Origin of the sequence: Barnesiella propionica (genome assembly GCF_025567045.1) — a bacterium.
Lineage (GTDB): Bacteria > Bacteroidota > Bacteroidia > Bacteroidales > Barnesiellaceae > Barnesiella_B > Barnesiella_B propionica.
This window is the reverse complement of sequence record NZ_JAOQJK010000001.1, coordinates 131,197-152,543: the sequence shown is the minus strand read 5'-3', so window position 1 is coordinate 152,543 and position 21,347 is coordinate 131,197. Positions and strand designations below refer to the sequence as shown.

12 protein-coding genes are annotated in these 21,347 nt (G+C 39.8%); all 12 read left to right on the top strand.

Features of this window, described 5'->3' with window-relative positions; translation table 11 throughout:
- Positions 1-58 precede the first annotated feature (58 nt).
- The gene (locus OCV73_RS00705; RefSeq protein WP_147548378.1) at positions 59-1,522 is read left to right on the top strand and encodes a family 43 glycosylhydrolase; all 1,464 of its coding nucleotides are present in this window, start codon (positions 59-61) and stop codon (positions 1,520-1,522) included.
- Between the two features lie 61 nt (positions 1,523-1,583).
- Positions 1,584-3,167 (top strand): MGH1-like glycoside hydrolase domain-containing protein, encoded by a 1,584-nt coding sequence (locus OCV73_RS00700; RefSeq protein ID WP_147548377.1) that lies wholly within the window; start codon positions 1,584-1,586, stop codon positions 3,165-3,167.
- 20 nt (positions 3,168-3,187) lie between these two features.
- A complete protein-coding gene (locus tag OCV73_RS00695) occupies positions 3,188-4,642 on the top strand; it encodes a T9SS type A sorting domain-containing protein (RefSeq protein ID WP_147548376.1) in 1,455 nt (484 codons plus the stop codon).
- Between the two features lie 56 nt (positions 4,643-4,698).
- Complete coding sequence (locus OCV73_RS00690) at positions 4,699-6,642, top strand: sialate O-acetylesterase (RefSeq protein WP_147548375.1); 1,944 nt, start codon at positions 4,699-4,701, stop codon at positions 6,640-6,642.
- 55 nt (positions 6,643-6,697) lie between these two features.
- Positions 6,698-8,719 carry a CotH kinase family protein gene (locus OCV73_RS00685; RefSeq protein ID WP_147548374.1) on the top strand — a complete coding sequence of 674 codons (2,022 nt, stop codon included), beginning with the start codon at positions 6,698-6,700 and terminating at the stop codon, positions 8,717-8,719.
- Positions 8,720-8,732: 13 nt separating this feature from the next.
- The gene (locus tag OCV73_RS00680; protein ID WP_449500939.1) at positions 8,733-10,919 is read left to right on the top strand and encodes a GH92 family glycosyl hydrolase; all 2,187 of its coding nucleotides are present in this window, start codon (positions 8,733-8,735) and stop codon (positions 10,917-10,919) included.
- 51 nt (positions 10,920-10,970) lie between these two features.
- A complete protein-coding gene (locus tag OCV73_RS00675; protein WP_208062395.1) occupies positions 10,971-12,008 on the top strand; it encodes a nucleoside hydrolase in 1,038 nt (345 codons plus the stop codon).
- A gap of 565 nt (positions 12,009-12,573) precedes the next feature.
- A complete protein-coding gene (locus tag OCV73_RS00670) occupies positions 12,574-13,863 on the top strand; it encodes an FISUMP domain-containing protein (protein ID WP_167551181.1) in 1,290 nt (429 codons plus the stop codon).
- A 561-nt stretch (positions 13,864-14,424) separates the two neighbouring features.
- Complete coding sequence (locus tag OCV73_RS00665; RefSeq protein WP_147548371.1) at positions 14,425-15,846, top strand: DUF6383 domain-containing protein; 1,422 nt, start codon at positions 14,425-14,427, stop codon at positions 15,844-15,846.
- A gap of 102 nt (positions 15,847-15,948) precedes the next feature.
- Complete coding sequence (rbsK, locus tag OCV73_RS00660) at positions 15,949-16,860, top strand: ribokinase (protein WP_147548370.1); 912 nt, start codon at positions 15,949-15,951, stop codon at positions 16,858-16,860.
- Positions 16,861-16,874: 14 nt separating this feature from the next.
- Positions 16,875-17,882 carry a multidrug DMT transporter permease gene (locus OCV73_RS00655; protein ID WP_147548369.1) on the top strand — a complete coding sequence of 336 codons (1,008 nt, stop codon included), beginning with the start codon at positions 16,875-16,877 and terminating at the stop codon, positions 17,880-17,882.
- A gap of 134 nt (positions 17,883-18,016) precedes the next feature.
- Positions 18,017-21,340, top strand: coding sequence for a SusC/RagA family TonB-linked outer membrane protein (locus OCV73_RS00650; protein ID WP_147548368.1), 3,324 nt, complete (start codon positions 18,017-18,019; stop codon positions 21,338-21,340).
- The last annotated feature ends 7 nt before the right edge of the window (positions 21,341-21,347 follow it).

The window sequence follows — 21,347 nt, the reverse complement described above, 5'->3', positions numbered from 1 at the left end:
TCCGGTAATGCCAGAAACGAGTTTTTGATTGAATTGAAATAGTAATATAACAACGAACATGAAACAAATATTGATTCTTATTTTTTCTTTTTTCTTTTCCGGACTGCTACTTGCTCAGAAAGAGATCGTTATCAATAATCTGAAGTCCAGAGTGGACACCGACGGCAACATTGTTGATGCGCATGACGGACGTATAGTTAAGTACGGAAACCGTTTTTACTGGTATGGAACCGCTTATGGAAATACGTCCGGTTTTTCACGGAATAGTTATTACCAGTGTTACAGTTCCAGCGATATGATGAATTGGAGAAGAGAAGGGCGGTTACTTGAAAATCCTCCGTCAGGCTATTATTACAGGCCTCATGTTATTTACAATAAAAAGACAAAAAAATATGTTTTGTGGTATAACTGGTATCCGGTATTATGGGACGGCAAATTCGGAGTGGCAGTCTCCGATAAGCCGGAGGGGCCTTTTAAAATCGTTAATACAGATGTAAAAGTATTGAATTCTAAATATGGTGTCGGAGATCTGGCTCTTTTCGTAGATGATGATGATACTGCTTATATTTTATATAATACGATAGAAGGACATAAAGGTTCAATAGAAAAACTAAGTGATAATTATCTCAAATCGACTTTAGAAAACAGCGGCTATTTGACCGAAGGCTGCGAAGCTAGTGCCATGTTTAAAAGAGACGGCAAATATTATTTTCTGATCGACCAGACTTGCTGTTTTTGTAACGAAGGTTCGGGAGTCAGGGTACACATATCCGATAAACCTATGTCGGGTTTTCAGTTTAAAGGCAATATAAACCGGTTTCCGGGTGTTCCCGCTCCGGCGCTTACCGACGGTATGATTGCTCCTAATATGTATTCGATGATAGGCCGGCGACCGGATAATTCATTTAGTCCGGTGCAGATCGATTTTTATAATGAGTGTCAGATAGAACATTTGCAGATATATCAGTTCACCGGCAACCGTTCCGGCACATATTGCGGTGATACTTTATCTCTTAAACGTCATGATGATATCGCGGTACCGCAATTTGAATTGTTGACCAGACAAAATGGGGAATGGCACGAGATAGTGACGGAAACATCTGTTGAACGTACTTCTATGTATAATATCATAACGCTTAAATTTAAAGCTGCCGGCTTGAAGTCTTTTATGCTCAAGGCATCCGCTAATTACCCTTATAATGAGATATTCATTAATGAGATTAACATGTACGGTCCGGATAATAAAATTATAAAACCGGAAGATAAGGTATTTGCTTATATCAATAATATTGATCCGGCGCATTCTACACCAATGATCCCGGCCCAGCAAACTTTCGTAATGCCGTTAGAAACGACTAAAGGTATAGAATATATCTGGATGGGTGATTTATGGGGGTCGGCTTCCGATAATGTCAAGGGGCATGATCAGCAGTACTGGGGACGGCCATTGGTTTTTGATGCCGATGGAAATATCGAGCCGATGATGTGGGTAGATGAATGGCATACGACCGTTACCGACTGATTGTTCTGTTTGTGTTTAATACGATAAATTTATAATTGAGAGAAATAAATATATACGAGAGATGAAAAGACCGTTAATAAATATGTTGGCTTTATTTATTTGTGCCGGATGTACTACGGCATATAGTCAGCATTATTTTGATACTAGCATTCCCAATAAATATGTGGAAGAAAACCAGTTTTTAAAAATAGATGCAGATTTTGCGGAACCTCCGGCTTTTGAAGAAGCTAAACCTCTGCTTCCCGAACCGTCGTGGCCGGCAAGACCGGATGTGATCAATTGTTATTGGGAAACCTGGAAGAAATCTTTTTCAAATATGCGTCAGGTTACTAAAGAAAACGGATTCGTATCGCCTTATATTTTCCCACCGTTTGTAAATAAAAATATTTTTATGTGGGATGGTTGTTTCATGACGATGTATGGCCGGTATGCGAACAATGCATTCAAATATATCAGGTCATTGGATAATTTTTATTGTAAACAACACAAGGATGGTTTTATATGCCGTGAAATATCCATGGATGACGGAACAGACTGTTTTGCAAAATTTGATGTCTCCAGTACCGGTCCTAATATAATGCCTTGGGCAGAATGGGAATATTATCAGTCATTCGGAGATAAGGAACGGTTGAAAGCTGTTTTCTCTCCCCTGCTTGCCTATTACCAGTGGTACAGGACTTACAGGTCATGGCCTGACGGTTCTTATTTTTCAAGCGGTTGGGGGTGTGGAATGGATAATCAGCCCCGGCTTCCGGAAGGAGAACAGTATGATCCGCGTTTCAGTACCGGATTTATGTCCTGGATAGATATCAATATGCAACAAATATTTTGTGGTAAGATACTGATCCGGATGGCTGGTATATTGGGTCGCGAAAATGATGTTAAAGACATTGAAGATGAAGTGAAAATGTTGACACAGTATGTACAGAAAAATATGTGGGATGACAAAACCGCATTCTTTTATGACCGGTACAGGGACGGTTCTTTAAATTATGTACAAAGTATAGCAGCATATTGGAGTTTATTGGCCGATGTTGTTCCGGCAGACGGGAAAGAACGGTTCATAGGACATCTGAACGATCCGAAAAAATTTAAAAGAGTTCATCGTGTTCCTACCTTGTCGGCAGACGCACCGGGTTATGATGCCGATGGAGGATACTGGAGAGGTGCTATATGGGCTTCTACCAATTATATGGTACTGAAAGGTCTTACAAAATTCGGAGAAAATGCTTTGGCTCATGAAATAGCTATGAATCATGTGCTGAATGTTGTAGAAGTATTTAATGAGACTGGAAAGCTGTGGGAGAATTATGCTCCGGAAGCAGTTGGCGGCAGGAGCCTGAGCGAGTTTTTAGGTTGGACGGCGTTGGTTCCTACTTCCGATTTATTTGAATATATATTCGGGATCAGACCCGATGTGCCTGATAACACCCTTTTGATTGACGTACGTCTGACCGATGAATACGGAGTTAAAAAATATCCTTTCGGACAAGGGGGGCTGCTTGATATTCTATGTAAAAAAAGAAATAAAGAAACCGATAAACCTTCACTTTCCGTTCAGACGAATGTTCCTCTGAAAATCATATTAAAATGGGCTGGAGGTGAAATTACGAAAGATATAAAACCGGGGAAAAATAAATTATAACAATTAAATAATTGCCGATCATGAAAAAAACTATTTTATTTCTAATTTTATTGTTGATGACAGGAAGCATTTATGCAGCCAGTCTCATAGGAGTAAAGTCTCCAGCTTATTGTTCCGATATTCAGGGGAATACCACTATAGATATTTCCGCCCCTACGTATTCGGAAGTAAAAGTTCATTGCTGGAAACAGGGAACCGGTTACGGCACATATGAACTTGTGGGTACGGTGGCCCTGGACAGCGAAGGTGCGGGAACCATTGTATTTCCGGCGGACGAGTATCCTCATGGCCCGCTTAATATAAGAATTTCCGGTACGAATAGTGAATCATACAGGGATAATTGTTATTTACAGTTATATAATAAGGGAGGAGTCTCTTGGAATGAAGGACTGCCTGCGGATCCTCCTGCAGCAGCAGGTATGAAATTAGTATTTGCCGACGATTTTGATACAGAATTATCCATTGGCGTTGATCCTTCAAAACATACTTATTATGACCATAAACCTCCTTACGGACAGGAGGATTTCAGTTCTATACCATTTACAAGTTTTGATCACAAGAATAATCCTTTCAGCCAGGTAGATTCTTATTTACGTATCCGTGCCGATGCCAATAAAAACAGTGCAGGGTTAATATCCTCCCTCTTTAGCAACAATCGCGGAATTATGGCTAAAGCTCCTTGTTATTTCGAATGTCGTTTTATTGGGCCGAATGCTCCGGGTTCATGGCCTTCATTCTGGTTGTTAAGTGTTAAAGATAGAATCAGCATTAAAACGGAACCTTGCGACGAATTGGATGTTATCGAGGCATATGGCGGAGAAGGTCCCGGTTCGCCCAACAGCAAACAATTGTATCGTGTGACTTCTCATGCCTGGAATCAAACCGGAAAGCCGGTACAAATTTGTGACCAGTTCTACCAGACTAAAGGTCTTATAGATATGTATAATTATAATATTTTGGCACCCTGGTATGATCAGTTGCATATCTACGGCTGTAAGATTACGGAAACGGATATAATTTATTATTGTGACAATATTGAAGTAGCAAGACATGAAGTATTGCCTATATCCAAAACAAAACCGTTTTATTTTATGATAAATCTTTCAACCGGTGGAGGGTGGCCTGTTGATTTATCACGTTATGACGGAGTTATAGATATGTATGTCGATTATGTTCGTGTATATAGCAGTAATCAGTCAGACGGTGTTGAATCGGCAAAAAACTCGGCTTTTGACGTGACTGTTTCTCCTAACCCGGTGGATACTGAATCGGCGATTTCATTCAATGTTCCCGCTATGGAAAACATATCGGTGACATTGTATAATAGTTTGGGACAACAAGTATTTACACATGGCTCCCGTCAGGAAGGAGATGTCAAAATTCCTGTGAACATGTCCGGTATGGATAGAGGTCTTTATTTTGCTAAAATTAATGTTGGCAATTTACAGGTAAGCAAGACTATTATTAAAAAATAGAGGAGAATTTATCCCGTTCGATTGCTTGTTTTAAATACTTATTATTGCATAATGCCATGAAAAAAAGTGCTTTATTGATTCTTTTATTTGCTTTTTGGGGAATATCGTTTTTGTTTGCGGAAGTCAGGTTGCCGGCGATTTTCTCGGATAATATGATATTACAGCGTGACCAACCGGTTTCGTTATGGGGATGGGCAGATAAGAACGAAAAGATTGAAATTGTTTTCAACGGCCAGAGATTAACGGCCATAGCCGATCGGGCCGGAAACTGGAAGGTTATTCTTAATCCTATGACTTATGGGGGACCGTATACCTTGGAAGTTCGTGGTAAAAAAAATGTTCTGGTGAAAGAAAATATTCTTATTGGAGATGTGTGGTTATGTAGCGGACAATCGAATATGGAATGGATCGTATCGAACTCGATGAACGCAAAAAAAGAAATGTGTACGGCAGATTATTCTCAAATACGGTCTTTCAATGTAGTCCATGAAATGTCTTTTATGCCGGAGCCTGATTTTAAAGGTCACTGGGATATTTGCACTCCGTCTACTGTTGGAGATTTTTCGGCTGTTGCTTATTTCTTTGCGCGTAAATTATATCAGGAAACGGGTATTCCTATTGGGATTATAAATTCATCTTGGGGAGGGACCGACATAGAAACCTGGATTAGTCCGGATGTTTTTAATGCTCTGCCAGATAAATTTATGGCAAGATATAATGCGGTCAGGCAATCTGACCCTGAAAAATTTCTGGCTGAAAATATAAAGAATAAACTTCTGTATGATGCAGCCCTTAAAAATGATTTGGGATTACAGAAAGGCTGGCAGAATCCGTCTACCGATATTTCCGGGTGGGGGGATTTACCGGTTCCGCAGATATGGACTGTTCCTGATTTGGAGAATATAGACGGAGTGGTTTGGATCCAGTACGATCTTTTATTGCCGGAATCTGTAACGGGCGAACCAGCGTTAATAAGTCTTGGAAAAATAGATGATAATGACGACACATGGATTAACGGTGTAAAAGTAGGGGCTACGGAAGGATACAATATTCCCAGATTGTATAATGTCTCTCCTGGCGTGTTAAAACCGGGAGTTAACCGTATAAGTGTACGTATTGTTGATACGGCCGCCGGAGGAGGCGTGTACGGAACTCCGGAAGAAGTTTATCTGGAAGTGGACCAAAAGAAGTATTTTTTATCCGGTATTTGGAAATATAAGCTGGCCGAGTCGAACAAAAAATATAATTATACGGCGACATCTCCCAATTTTTATCCTTCATTGTTGTATAATGCCATGATTCATCCTATTGTGAGGCTGGCAATGAAAGGGGTAATATGGTATCAAGGAGAGAATAATGCAGAGGATGCTTATAGTTACAGGACCTTATTCCCGACTCTCATCAACGATTGGAGAAATAAATGGGGATATGAATTCCCGTTCTATTGGGTACAATTAGCTAATTATATGGCGTCGGACGAGCAGCCCCGGGAGAGTTCCTGGGCCGAATTGCGAGAAGCACAAACAATGACGCTCTCTTTACCCCGAACAGGACAAGCCGTCATTATAGATATTGGGGATGCCGGAGATATCCATCCCCGAAATAAACAAGATGTGGGAGTACGGTTGGCGCTTCATGCATTGAAGAACGATTACGGAAGAGAAGATCTGATAGTTTCGGGGCCGGTGTTTAAGTCGTTCGAAGTAACAGGGAACAAAATAACTATTACCTTCGATCACATAGGTTCAGGACTGGATATACGTAATAAATACGGTTATCTGAGTGGATTTTCCATTGCCGGAAACGATAAAAATTTTGTTTGGGCTAAGGCGTATATTTCCGGAGATAAAGTCATCGTTTATAGTGACCGGGTAGAAAATCCTGTAGCGGTCCGTTATGATTGGGGCAACAATCCGGATGGTAATTTATATAATAAAGAGGGGCTTCCGGCTTGTCCCTTCAGGACGGATATTTGGGAAATTTCGTCAGAAAAAAAATAATAACGTATTATTAACCAGATTACTTCTCTGCTGAAGTAAATAAAATTTATATATCATGACTATAATTAGAGGTAAATCAGGTAAGTATTTATTGAGTATAATATTTGCTTTATCGCTTTATGTAACTCAGTCTTTTGCTCAAGAGCAACTTACCAATCTGCCCACTTTATACATTACGACCGAGAACGGGGCGCCTGTGGTTGATAAGGAAAATTATGTTTCCGGAAATGTCGTAATTAAAAGTTCCGATCCTACCGAAGAGCTTTCGGCCATTGCCGGAATCAGATTACGTGGAAATTCGACATTCAGGATGGATAAAAAGGCTTATAGGATAAAATTCGATAAAAAGGCTAATGTCTTGAATTTGCCGGCTAAAGCTAAAAGTTGGGTTCTTTTGGCCAATTATGCAGATAAAACGCTTATAAGGAATGCTTTAGCTTTTAAAATAAGTACGATTTTGGGATTTGAATTTACTCCTTCGGTACGTTTTGTCGATGTCGTGCTCAATGGGACTTATCTGGGTAATTATATGCTTACCGACCAGATACAGGTAGATAAGAACCGTGTAAATGTTGTGGAACAGGAAGGTACGGAGATAACCGAACCTGATATTACAGGAGGGTATCTGATTGAACAGGCCGGTGATCCGACCGACGAACCGGTATGGTTTCTCACAGAACATGGTATGAAGCTGGTGGTAAAGTCTCCGGACTCGGATGTCATCAACAGTACTCAGCTTGCTTATATCAAAAAATATTTTGCCGATTATGAGAAACGGCTTTTCTCCGCCGATTTTGCCGATCCGGAAAAAGGATATCGTGCCATGGTAGATACGGTCTCTCTTGTTAACTGGTATATCGCTTGCGAGCTTACAGGCAATCCCGATTCTTTCTGGAGTACGTATTTTTATAAAAAACGTTCCGATGACAAGTTATATTACGGGCCGTTATGGGATTATGATATTGCTTTCAACAATGACAAACGGTTGGGGGATGCGACTCGTAAATTTATGAGAGATGCAGCCTGGGATCCTAAAGAATGGATACATCAATTATGGCGCGATGATTGGTTCAGGGATGCAGTATGCAGACGATGGCAGAAGCTTATTGCAGACGATTTATCCGGTTCGTTGCTTTCATATATCGATGAGACCGCACAGTTGATCGATGCATCCCAGAAAAGAAATTTCGAGACCTGGGATATTCTCGATAAAGAAGTTTATTTAGAAAACTATTTATTTAAAACGTATCAGGAAGGTATCGATTATCTTAAATCCTATGTGGAGAAAAGAATCGAATTCTTGACGGAAAATTTCTCTGCTGAACCGCAGAAACCTTCCGAACCTTTTGTTCCTGACAATTATTATTATGCGATTAAAAATAAAAAAACAGGAAACTGGATTAGTGTTAATCAGAATTCGTTGGACGCTAATGAAATACTGGTTATGTGGGAACCCTTGGAAAATAATGATGCTCAGTTGTGGGAAATGAAACAGATAGAAGGGGACTTGTTTCAGATAATCAATAAAAATTCGGGTTTGGCAATGACAAGAACGGATGAAAATATAAATTTAATCCAAACTTCGGCAGAAAATGACAATCCGGATCAGCAATGGTATATAAAACCCGTGAATACCGGTAATATGTATGGTATAGTTAATAAAAGAACGGGTAAATCGGTCAATAACAGCGGAGGTAATTATGAGAATGGGACAAATGCTATCGAATATAATAACAATATAACAGGTAGTGATAATCAGCAATGGTATTTTGTTCCTGTGTCCGAAATGTTGTCTGTATTCGATCCTGAAGCTGTATTGTCGAATATCGAAATTGCTCCGAATCCGGCGAAAGATAAGATCCGGATTAGCTTTAGGACTATGCTTCCTCAAGATATAATTATTACGATAAACGATCTGCAAGGTATAAAAAGATATGAAGTATCAGGTAAATGCTCCTCTTCCGGGGAATATACGTTTATCATTCCTTTAAACGGTTTTGACGCTGGTCTGTATTTGGTGAATATCTCAGGTTTGGATAAAGGAAAAATTGTAAAGAAATTGATTGTAAAATATTAATATTGAGATGTCCATGAGATCTGTATTTATATTATCACTGTCTGTGCTGATGATTTCCGGTTGTATTTCGAAAAAGGGAGAAGATATTAATTATTGTGATTATGTCGATCCTTTTGTAGGAACTACATATACAGGGCATACTTATCCGGGCGCCGCTTATCCCTTTGGTATGATGCAGCCGGGTCCTCAAACAGGAAATTTTGAGTGGGACTATTGCGCCGGTTATCGTTATGAAGATGAAAAAATCTGGGGCTTCACGCAGAACAGACTGAATGGTACCGGAGTTCCCGATATGGGGGATTTGTTGATGATGCCTTTTTCAGGGAAACCTGCAGATGCTTTTCAAAGCCGTTATGATAAGAAAAGTGAAAAAGCCACTCCTGGCTATTATGGGGTAAAATTGACGGATCATAAGGTAAGAATAGAACTGACCGCGACTCCTCATGTTGCGATGCACAAGTATTTTTTTGAGGGTGAGGAAGGATCGGTTTATATAGATTTTCAGAGTGGATCTGTCGGTAGCCGGAAAGACTATGACAACCGGGTGGTTTTTTCTGATGTTCGGATAAAAAACGATAGTACGATAGTAGGTCATCAGATTGTTCGTGCCTGGACCCGACGGCAATTGTTTTTTGTCATGAAGTTTGATCGCCCGTTTGTTTCTGTGAAAGATGTTACGGGAGAAAAGGATAGTAAAGCTCCTAAAAAAGTTTTCCGTTTCGATACAGGAAAAGAGGAACAATTACAGGTGAAAATAGCATATTCGATGGTAAACCTCGAAGGTGCCGAAAGAAATATGGAAGCAGAACTGGATCACTGGAATTTCGAAAAAGTAAAAGATAATGCAGACAAAGAATGGAATAGATACTTGTCACGCGTAAAAGTAGAAGGTACAGAAGATCAGAAGAAAAATTTTTATACTTCGGTTTATCATTTAATGTTACAACCTTCTAATATTGCCGATGTGGATGGTTTTTACCGGGGAGCAACGGATTCTGTCTCGATGTCTCCGTTCGGAAAATATTATTCTACGTTCTCTTTATGGGACACTTTCCGGGCTGCTCATCCTATGTATACGATCATTACTCCGGAACTGGTTCCGGATATGGTGAATACGATGCTTTTGCATGCCGAGGCTTATGGTTATCTGCCTATATGGGCATTGTGGGGAAAGGAAACATACTGCATGATAGGTAATCACGGAGTTCCTGTAGTTGCAGAAGCCTGCTTGAAGAATTTTAAAGGTATCGATTATGAGAGAGCGTATCAACTGGTGAAAAAATCCCTTACCGGATATCATCGCAAATATGACTGGAAAATGTATGACCGGTATGGTTATTTTCCGTATGACTTAGTTCCTGAAGAATCGGTTTCCCGAACACTCGAATGCGGATATGATGATTATTGTGCCGCCCGGTTAGCGCAAAAACTGGGAAAAGAAGAAGATTATGCATTTTTTATGGAACGCTCCTGTTATTACAAAAGTCTTTTCGACCCGTCTGCAAAACTTATGCGGGGTAAAGATTCGAAAGGAAACTGGCGTACTCCTTTCGATAAGTATCATTTGTCGCATGCAGGAACGGCGGGGGGTGATTATACCGAGGGCAATGCGTGGCAATATACGTGGCATGTCCTGCAGGATATTGACGGATTGATAGAGGCTATGGGTGGAAAAGAATCTTTCACGGCTAAACTGGATTCGCTCTTTATATTGGCAAATAAAACGGAGCAGGGCGGGTTTACCGGAGACGTCACAGGACTGATAGGGCAATATGCGCAGGGAAACGAGCCCAGCCATCATGTGATATACCTGTATACGATGGCAGGAAAGAATTATCGTACAGCAGAACTGATACGCGAAGTTTTTGATAAATTTTATATGCCTAAACCCGACGGGTTGTGCGGGAATGATGATTGTGGGCAGATGTCGGCATGGTATATGTTTAGTGCGATGGGATTCTATCCGGTGAATACGGTTAGTGGTGAGTTTGTTATCGGTGCGCCGCAGCTCCCCAAAGTAAAGATAGAGCTGCCCGAAGGAAAATCATTTACGGTTATCGCAGAGAATCTGTCGGATCATAATAAATATGTAAAATCGGTCAAACTAAATGGTGCCGACTTAACAGATTTCAAAATTACTTATGAAGAGATCATGGCCGGAGGAACATTGGTATTTAAAATGGACAAAAGCGCACGATAAAGAATTAATATCACGAAATATTTTTTTTTATTATATTTAAAACTTTGAAATATGAACAGTTATAGCAAAATAGTAATACTTATGTGTCTTGGATTTTTTTTACTGGGATGCGGAAAAAAAGAACAACAAGTACCCGTTTCTCCGGTAAATGTTATTTTCGAGACCGATATGGGAAACGATGTGGACGATGCATTGGCGTTGGATTTATTATATAAATATAAAGACGAAGGTCGTGTAAACATATTGGCGATCATGTTGAACAAGGACTATCGTTATGCTCCTGAATATATTGATATTATGGGAACGTGGTACGGTTATCCGGAGATTCCCGTCGGTATATTGAAGAAAGGGGAAACACTGGATACGAATGATATGAATTTTACGACCAAAGTTTGTATGATGGAAGAAAACGGACAGCCCAAATATGAGAGAACACTTACCGATTATGAATCGCTTCCGGACGCATCGAAACTTTACCGGAAACTATTATCGGAACAGCCTGATAATTCCGTTACTGTTATATCTGTCGGCTTTTCCACCAATCTTGTTCGCTTACTGGATACTCCTGCAGATGAATATTCTTCTTTGAGCGGCTCGGAACTAATTGCCAAAAAAGTAAAATTACTTTCTGTAATGGCCGGTTGTTTTGATAAAGATGACTATTCGGAATATAACGTACTGATGGATATTCCTTCTGCTCAAAAAGTATTTACTGAATGGCCGACTGAAATTGTATTTACTCCGTACGAATTGGGAGAAAAGATTCTTTATCCCGGAAAAAGTATACAGAATGATTTTAAGTGGTCGCCGAAACATCCCATGGTCGATGGATATTCTATGTATGCAGAAATGCCTTATGACCGCCCTACCTGGGATGTTACGGCTGTTTTATATGTAATGGAACCGGACAGTGCTTTTTTTCATGAATCACCGAAAGGATTCGTTTCTATAGATGAAAAAGGAGTCAGCCATTTTAAAGAAAATGAACAAGGCAAACATGTTTACCTGACTACGACTCCTGAGCAACAAACCCGTATAAAAGATTATTTTGTACGGAACATTACAGCTAAACCGGCAAAATATAAATAAAATCAGTTGTTATGAATTGGGAAATAAACCCGGAGATGAAGTTGATAATTTTGCTTCGGGTTTATTAAATTGACAAATAACTGCTTGTATGCTATTAAGATGATGAATATATTTTAATTGGAGCTACTTTTTACATATTAGTGAAAGCCATCTGTTCTTGAGACCTGTATCAACGATTTTTTTGAGTAATAGAGCAAATAATATATTATAATTTAATTTTCAGTGGAACAAATATGGGCATTTATATTCGTGGAAGTTTAAATAGAACAGAATGCGTAAGTACGGTGTTATCGTAATTGATGCTACAATGTTAAATACGGATTTGTATAGAAAGATTTTGCGAAATTTGCTTTAATCATTTATATATATATTTATATTTGATTCCTGAAAACAGTAGGTTTTATTACGCTAGATAGGTTTTATTTTTACTTAATAGGAAATAGTGCAAATATTCCATAGCTTATAGCAATTTACGAATAAATATAAGAGTAAATTATATTCTACCTTTGATGTATATATAATAAATAAAAAAAGTTTTTATTCACAACTTAAATTCTATATGATTATGAAGACAAAAAATTACTTAATTCTTTTATCATTATTATGCGCAACATCATTACCCGGTTTGAGTGCCGATTATTCGATTACTTTTATCGGGTCAGGTGCAGCCGAGACTGTTGAATCGGTTGATGTATTCAATGTAAATACGGGAGAGACCAAAACCGTACAAGGAGGAGGAACGTTAGTCTTGACTCCTACTCCGGAAGGAATAGAGCAAATTGGCAATGAGAACGGAAACCTTCGTGTATTTGGTGCTGACGGGAAGACGATTGTAACTTTCCAGGCTAAACAACAGGGAGATGCCGTGGTTGAAGTATTCGGATTGGATGGTAAGAAAATGACAGGCCTTAAACAAAATGTTTCGGCAGGAGAAAATACGTTTGATTTGTCATTACCTATGGGTGCGTATGTGGTCAGTGTAACGGGCAAAGGATATGCATACCATACTAAGTATTTGGAACGCAATAATACTCAGGTGGCACCCGCAGTTTCTTATGTAGGTAAGACGGCAAAGAAACCGGTTCGCGTTCAGGAAGCTCCGGAAGCAGTTGCCGGTACGGTTGCAATGCTTTATAATGAAGGAGACCGGATTATCTATACAGGTCATTCGGGAAATTGTTCTACGATAGTTACCGATGTTCCGGTTTCGGACAGCGAAATGGAATTCTATTTTGTAGAATGTACCGACGGCTCGGGTAATCACTATAAGGTAGTTCAGATTGGCTTCCAGATTTGGATGGCTGAAAATCTAAAAACTACGAAATATAATGATGGAACGGATATTCAATTAGGCAACAGCGAAACCTGGAGCGGATTATCTACTCCCGCATATGTCGTGGCAAAAGAAAAGACTTATTATAACTGGTTTGCAGCATCGAGTGAAAAAATAGCCCCTGCAGGAGGTTGGAGGATTCCCACTGTAGCAGATTGGGACGAGTTGCAAGGTACAGTGGAAATTTTGATTTCAGGACAGGAACAGACCATAGCATCGGCATTAGCATCTACTTACGGTTGGTCATATAAAGAAACCAGTAACCTTTATACTGCTGGAGACAATCTTTTAAAGAACAATATGACAGGATTTACCGCAACTCCGACAGGATATTTCAACGGAACTACTGTTATGGACGATACATCTTTAGCTCTTTTCTGGACAGCAGATGCTGACGCAAATCCTGGTTTTCCGCAGAATGCGCATAATGCAGCCATATTTAACGACTATCCTTTGATTCACGTAGCTTCCACTGTCAAGGCAGAGGGAGCCTCTCTTCGGTGTGTTATGGATTGGGAATAAATTGAAAAAACCGATTTATAAGTAATAAAAAAGGAGTTTCAGATAAAAAATCGGGCCGGATAGGGTGTTTTTAGAAAATAAATAATAAGCATTCGCTTCCGGTCTGATAATAAAACATGCTAGATTAGTTCATTAACATTATGACTGCCCAATGAAAAAGGTTTATTAGAATTACCTTGATTGCCAGAATATTATGAAATAACTTTTCATCTGCTTATTTATCGGTTTTATTTATAATTATTATCACAAAGTGCTGATCACTATATATTGTCGTATCAATAATTTGAAGTTTCGTTCCTGATTAAGACGAGGACGGGATTTCAGGAGATACAATTTATATTGAATTTGAATTTTCTTTTGTGTAATGTATAAACTATATTCTATTTGCTCGGTGTTAAACACTTTATACTGTATAGCTAAAGGATAAACTTCTTTTTTTGTTAATATTTTAATTTTATAATAAAAAATACTATTTTTTAAGTGTGATGATAATGCCATTATGCTGAATTTATTAAGGTGTTCTCTGTAATTTGATTGTTAACTTTTTAAATCACATTTATCATGAAAAGAAATCTATTTTTACTTATTGCATTTATTATGCTCATATCCCAGAATGCACTTCTGGCTGCACTGCCTGTTACGCCAAGTACCGATACGGGTGCAGGAGCAACATGGTATCGTATAAAAAATCTACGTGCGGCAGATGGAGGCAAAGCGGCTTATATGAAGGCTGAGGCTTACAATCAGGCTGTGATAATGGCCGATATTGATGATGCGGATAATTTTCTGTGGTGTTTTGTCGGTAATGAAACTGACGGATTTCAGATTTATAATAAAGCCTTTTTGGAAAATGGCGCAAGATTAATATCTGTTGAAGGAGGTAATGGAACTGCCCAGTTGGCGCCTGCCGATACAGAATGGAATCATTCCTGGCTTATTAAAGATGATAATGGGTTGTATGGTCTTCTTCCCGGTACGGCTACAAATGATAACTACCTCCATGGTACTTTGGATATAGGCATCATATTCTATGGACATACGGCAACTGAAGGCGGTTGTGCGTGGATTTTTGAAGATGCCAGCCAGGAAATTGTAGTGGATTTTTCAGCTTTGATTGCACTTATTGAAGAGTATACCATTAAAGTAAATAATGACAAGAGCAATCCTGCAACAGCCGAAAAGTATGCCGAAGGCATAAGTGCCTTTGAGGCTGCTATTGCTATTGCACAGGCTGTCGTGGATGATCCCTCTTCTACACAGAGTAATGTAAGTGCCGCCCTGAATAATCTGAAAAAAGCCAGTTATCAATATAGTCTGGCTTTGATAGACCTGCCGTTCACTATAAGCACGGATGACAATATGGTTTGGTATAAAGTAAAAAATGTACGCCGGGCCGCAGAAGGCTACTTGACTAATGATGGTACGGGCGTAATAACGGCGGCTAAAGAAGAGTCGGATAATCAATTATGGGCGTTTACCGGAAATAATATTACGGGAGTGAATATTTATAATAAAGCCAATATGGAAAATGGTGCGAAAATGATTTATTCCGATGGTAAATTCGTAGTAAGTTCTTCTTCTTGGGACGGAGCGTGGAAAATCGACCGGAGAATAGATGATGGCAGTTTCTTCTATGGTATATGTAATGCTAACGGAAGCTATGATAATGATTACAAAATAAATGATTTTATGCATGGAATGCTGGATGGTAATCTTGTATTCTATGGATTTGGGGATTTTGGTTCGCTGTATGAGTTTGAAAAATATGGAACAGATGCGGTAGAAGGTATATCCGCGAATGACGTATTGGTGTATGCAGCGAATGGTATGGTCTTTGTAAAAGGTTCGGATACTCAGGCAAAAATTATTTCAGTATCAGGACAGACAGATGTTTTCAACGCCGATGAACCGTATACTGTTTCTGCAAAAGGTATTTACATTGTTCAAGTTGAAGGTAAAGCATACAAGGTAGCTGTTCAATAATCAAATCATCAGAACATTGTTCCAGTCTATTCGGAACAATGTTCTGATATAATATTTTCTCTTCGAGGTTTTGTATGGTGTAAATTTTATGTTCCTGTCTTTATGAATACAGAAAAAATAGTTGTTGTAGGAAGTTTCAATATTGATATGGTTGTAAGGGCAGATAAGCTTCCGGCCCCCGGTGAAACGATTCTTGGAAATGATTTTTTTATGAATTCCGGAGGGAAGGGTGCCAATCAGGTAGTTGCTGTTTCCCGGTTAGGTAAGGAAAAACCGGTTTTCATTGCTAAGATAGGAAATGACTTGCTGGGAAAAAACGCTATGGAAGTACTTCGGGCGGAGAATATCAATACCGGTTATGTTTTCATAGATCCGGAAATCCCTACGGGTGTTGCATTGATTACTGTAGATAAACAAGGAGAAAACAGTATAGTTGTTGCTTCGGGAGCGAATGCCCGGTTGTGTATCGAAGATATAGATAAAGCTAAAGATATTATAGAAAAGTCCGATATCGTATTATTGCAATTGGAAACACCTATAGAAACTGTGGAGTATGTAGCCAAGTTAGCATATCGAAGCGGAAGTAAAGTCATTTTGAATCCTGCTCCTATGAGAAATATTCCGGATAGCTTACTAAAGTACCTCTATGCCATTGTTCCAAACAGAATTGAAGCGGAAATGCTGTCCGGTATAACAATAGTTGACAGCAATTCTGCTTGCGCCGCTGCAGATGCGATAAGTCGCAAAGGGGTAAAAAATGTGATTATAACGATGGGTGGAAGTGGTGCATTTGTAAAATGTGACGGGATATTTCTGCATATCTCTGCTGAAAAAAGAGAAGCTATTGATACGACGGCTGCAGGCGATACTTTTTGTGGCGCTTTCTGTGTTGGGATATCTGAAGGATTATCGGTTACGGACGCAGTAAAAATGGCGAATACCGCAGCAGGTATTTCTGTTACGAGAAAAGGTGCACAAAGTTCTATTCCTTACAGAAAAGAAGTACGAATTTGAATATTTAGATCGAGATGTTTATAGTAGAGAGTTATTCATTAGCCATAGTATTTTGTTTTATTACGATACTATGTTGGGGTTCATGGGGCAATACTCAGAAATTAGCAGCGAAAAGCTGGCGTTATGAATTGTTTTATTGGGATTATGTAATAGGTGTTTTCTTGTTCAGTATTTTGATGGGATTGACTTTAGGCAGTCATGGGGATGCCGGTCGCTCTTTTATATCCGATTTGGGACAGGCCGATTTGAAGAATGTTGCCAGTGCTGTGGCAGGGGGATTTATATTTAATGCCTCCAATATTTTGCTTTCAGCATCGGTTTCTCTGGCCGGTATGGCTGTTGCTTTTCCGCTGGGAGTGGGTATCGCTTTGGTTTTAGGAGTATTTATTAATTATTTCGCGCAACCGAAGGGAGATCCCTTTATCCTGTTTATAGGCGTATTGCTTGTTGTGATAGCAATTGTTCTGAATGGAATAGCAGCTCGGAAAAACAATACAACGAATAAAGGAAAAGTGAATGTTAAGGGAATTGTACTGGCTGTTTTCGCCGGTATTCTGATGGCCTTTTTTTACCGGTTTGTCGCAGCTTCGATGGATCTGGAGAACTTTTGTCGGCCCTCTTCAGGATTGTTAACCCCCTACGGAGCTTTCTTTATTTTTTCTGCAGGAATTTTATTGAGCAATTTCTTGTTTAATACGCTCGTTATGAAGAGACCTTTTGAAGGAACTCCTGTATCATATCATGACTATTTTCATGGCAGTTTCAGAACGCATCTTATAGGTATTTTAGGTGGTTGTATATGGGCTTTGGGAACTTCTTTAAGCTATATAGCCGCCGGTAAGGCCGGTGCTGCTATTTCATACGGATTAGGTCAGGGAGCAACAATGGTCGCTGCAATCTGGGGCGTATTTGTATGGAAAGAATTTAAAAATGCTTCGAAGCTGATATATACACTTTTAACAGCAATGTTCCTCCTTTTCATCACGGGCCTTGTACTCATTATCTTTTCGGGAGGGGCCTGATTGCGCATTGAATCCAATAAATAAAAATAGAAGGAATATACTTAAAATACATTATTTGAAAGACTTATGTAATATCGGAGGATTATTTGAAACAGATAATAATATATCATGGTTAAATCTTTAATTCGAATACAATGAAAAGTAAGAATTCAAAACGATTGAAACGAGCGGTAAACTGTTTTCGCTCTTTCAGGTTTGTAACTGTGCTCGTTTGTTTTTTCTCGACGGCCGTCTTGTTTGCACAAAATTCAAAGCTGACGGGGGTGGTTGTGGATGAAAGCGGAGAGCCTATTATTGGGGCGTCAGTTTATATTAAAGGTACCAAGACCGGAATAATGACTGATGTTAACGGTACATTTGCTTTAAATGCGCCGGATAAGTCTACCTTGACGATTTCTTATGTCGGCTATACGACCCAGGATGTCGTAGCCGATGCACAAAAAAAATTGTTTATCACATTAAAAGAAAGTATCAACCAACTGGATGAGCTTGTCGTTGTTGGTTTCGGTACTCAGAAAAAAGTGAATTTGACAGGAGCTGTTTCTGCTATAGATTCGAAGATCATAGAAAACAGACCGGTGTCGAATGTAGTACAGGCTCTTCAGGGAGCTGTGCCCGGTTTGAATATCAGTAATACCAACGGGGGGATGATGGGAACGAATCCGTCAATTAGTATCCGGGGGTTAGGTACTATAGGCCAGGGTTCCAGCGGAAGTCCGTTGGTTCTTATAGATGGAATGGAAGGCGATATCAATACACTTAATCCGCAGGACGTGGAGAATATCTCTGTTCTTAAGGACGCGGCTTCTTCTGCCATTTACGGTTCGCGTGCACCGTTCGGTGTTATTCTGGTTACCACAAAAAAAGGGAAGAAGGGAAAACCGGTTATTACTTATGACGGAAGTTTTCGTTCCAACAAACCGATCTCTTTGCCGGAAATGGCCGATTCTTATTCTTTTGCGTTGTTCTATAATGATATGGAGCGGTATAGCGGTGAACCGCAATTTTTTACTCCGGAATGGCTGCAGCGTATAAAAGATTTTCAGGATGGTAAAATTCCTATGAATACCTATAATGGAAAGCAATACCCGATGACGACTATCGTCGATCCGGCGAATCCTGAAAGATGGGCGAGCGGATATGCAGCCGGTAATGATAATGTGGATGTATTTAAAACTATATATAAACCTCGTACCTTTGCTCACGAACATAATCTTGCGTTGAGCGGTGGTTCCAATAATGTTTCATATTATCTTTCGGGAAATTATCTGGAAGCCCCGGGTATGATGAAACTCGGAGGAGATACTCAGGACCGTATAGGCGTAACGGCAAAAATCAATACTAAGATAACGAATTGGCTGTCGTTGTCGTATATCGGAAAATTTATAAGAGCAAGGTATGAGCAACCTTCTTCCGGTAAAGGTAGATGGGAATACCGCGTGGCTGCACAGGGATGGCCTATGGTACCGGTTTATGATCCGAACGGATATATATTTGACAGTCCGAGTCCCTATATGGAAATTGTACAAGCCGGACGGGAGAAAAATATAAATGACAGGATGTCCCATCAGTTCAACGTTACGCTGGAACCAATTAAAGGCTGGAGAATTATCGGAGATTATAATTTTAACTTAGTAGAGAACTTACGACATTATGACCGTCAGCAACTCTTTATACACGATGTGGCCGGTAATCCTGTAATGACAGATGGGAACTCTTATGTAGATGAAAGCTTTAACCGTTCGAACTATTATAATGCAAATGTTTATACGGAATATTCGAAAGAAATAAGCGGTCATTATTTTAAAGTATTGGTCGGATATCAATTCGAAATGTTGAAATACAGGACATTAGGGGCAAACCGTACAGGTCTCATCCTTACTGAAAACCCTACTCTGAATGCTACTTCAGGTATCGACCAGAATGGGCAGACGGTCGCTCCCGGGGTTTCCGGCGGTTTGGCTAACTGGGCGACAGCAGGTTATTTCGGGCGTGTGAATTATGATTATAAAGGACGTTATCTGTTCGAAGCCAATCTCCGTTATGACGGAACATCCAGATTCCAGAATAAAAATAAATGGAATTTACTTCCTTCGGTATCATTAGGATGGAATGTAGCCCGGGAACGCTTCTGGGAAGATTATACACAGTATGTAGGAAACTTTAAGATAAGAGGTTCATATGGTTCTCTCGGTAACCAGAATACCAATGCTTTCTATCCCACCTATTCTGTCATGGGAACAGCCATGGCTGCAGGTAACTGGCTGATCAACGGGGTGAAACCTAATATTGCGTCGGCTCCGTCTGATGTGAATGAATATCTTACTTGGGAAAAAATCAGGACATACGATGTAGGTGTAGATCTTAGTTTCTTGAATAACAGATTGACAACATCATTCGACTATTTTATTCGTTATACCAATAATATGATAGGTCCGTCTCCTAAACTTCCTGCAGTTTACGGGTTATCGGGAGACCAGATTGCAAGAGCGAATAATACAGATATGAAGACCCAGGGATTCGATTTCGAGATTGCCTGGCAGGATCGCCTTTCCAATGGTTTGAGCTACAATGTTCGCTTTACTTTATCCGATGCAATATCGACGATTTTGAAATACCCGAACAATCCTACGCATAATATAGGATATGCCAACCAGTATGAAGGCTCTATTTATTATACGACATTTAACGAAGGAGAAAGATATGGTAATATCTGGGGATATACCACTGTCGGTATGGCAAAGACTCAGGAAGAAATGGATGCGCATCTGGCATCGTTGCCGAATGGCGGACAAACAGCGTTGCTTTCCGGTAAAGAAAACAGTTGGGGGGCCGGAGATATTATGTATGCCGATATCAATGGAGACGGTAAGATCGATGCCGGCTCCAATACGCTGAATGATCCGGGTGACAGGAGTGTTATCGGTAATATTACTCCGCGTTTTAATTTTGGTCTGGATCTTGGTGCCGAATGGAAAGGGATAGATTTGCGGCTTTTCTTCCAAGGGGTAATGAAAAGAGATTATTTTAATCAGGCTTATATGTTCTGGGGAGCAGGTCGTTCCATGTGGGAATCGACCGTGCTGAAACAACATCTCGATTATTTCCGTGACGATCCCGAACATCCGCTGGGATTAAATATGGATGCTTATTATCCGAGGCCTTCTACACCGGAAATCTGGGATTATGCAATGGGAAAGAACCGTTGTGTACAGACGAGGTATCTTCAGAATGCCGCTTATATCCGCTTGAAGAACCTCACGGTGGGATATACGCTGCCTAAAGTATGGACCAATAAGATCAAACTGGAAAAAGTCAGGGTATATCTGTCGGGTGAAAATCTATGGACAGGAACAAAACTGACCAAGATATTTGATCCGGAAACAATTGATAATCCGACCAATGCTTCGTATCCGTTAAATAAAACCTACTCGGTAGGCATTAGTGTAACTATTTAAATTTAGC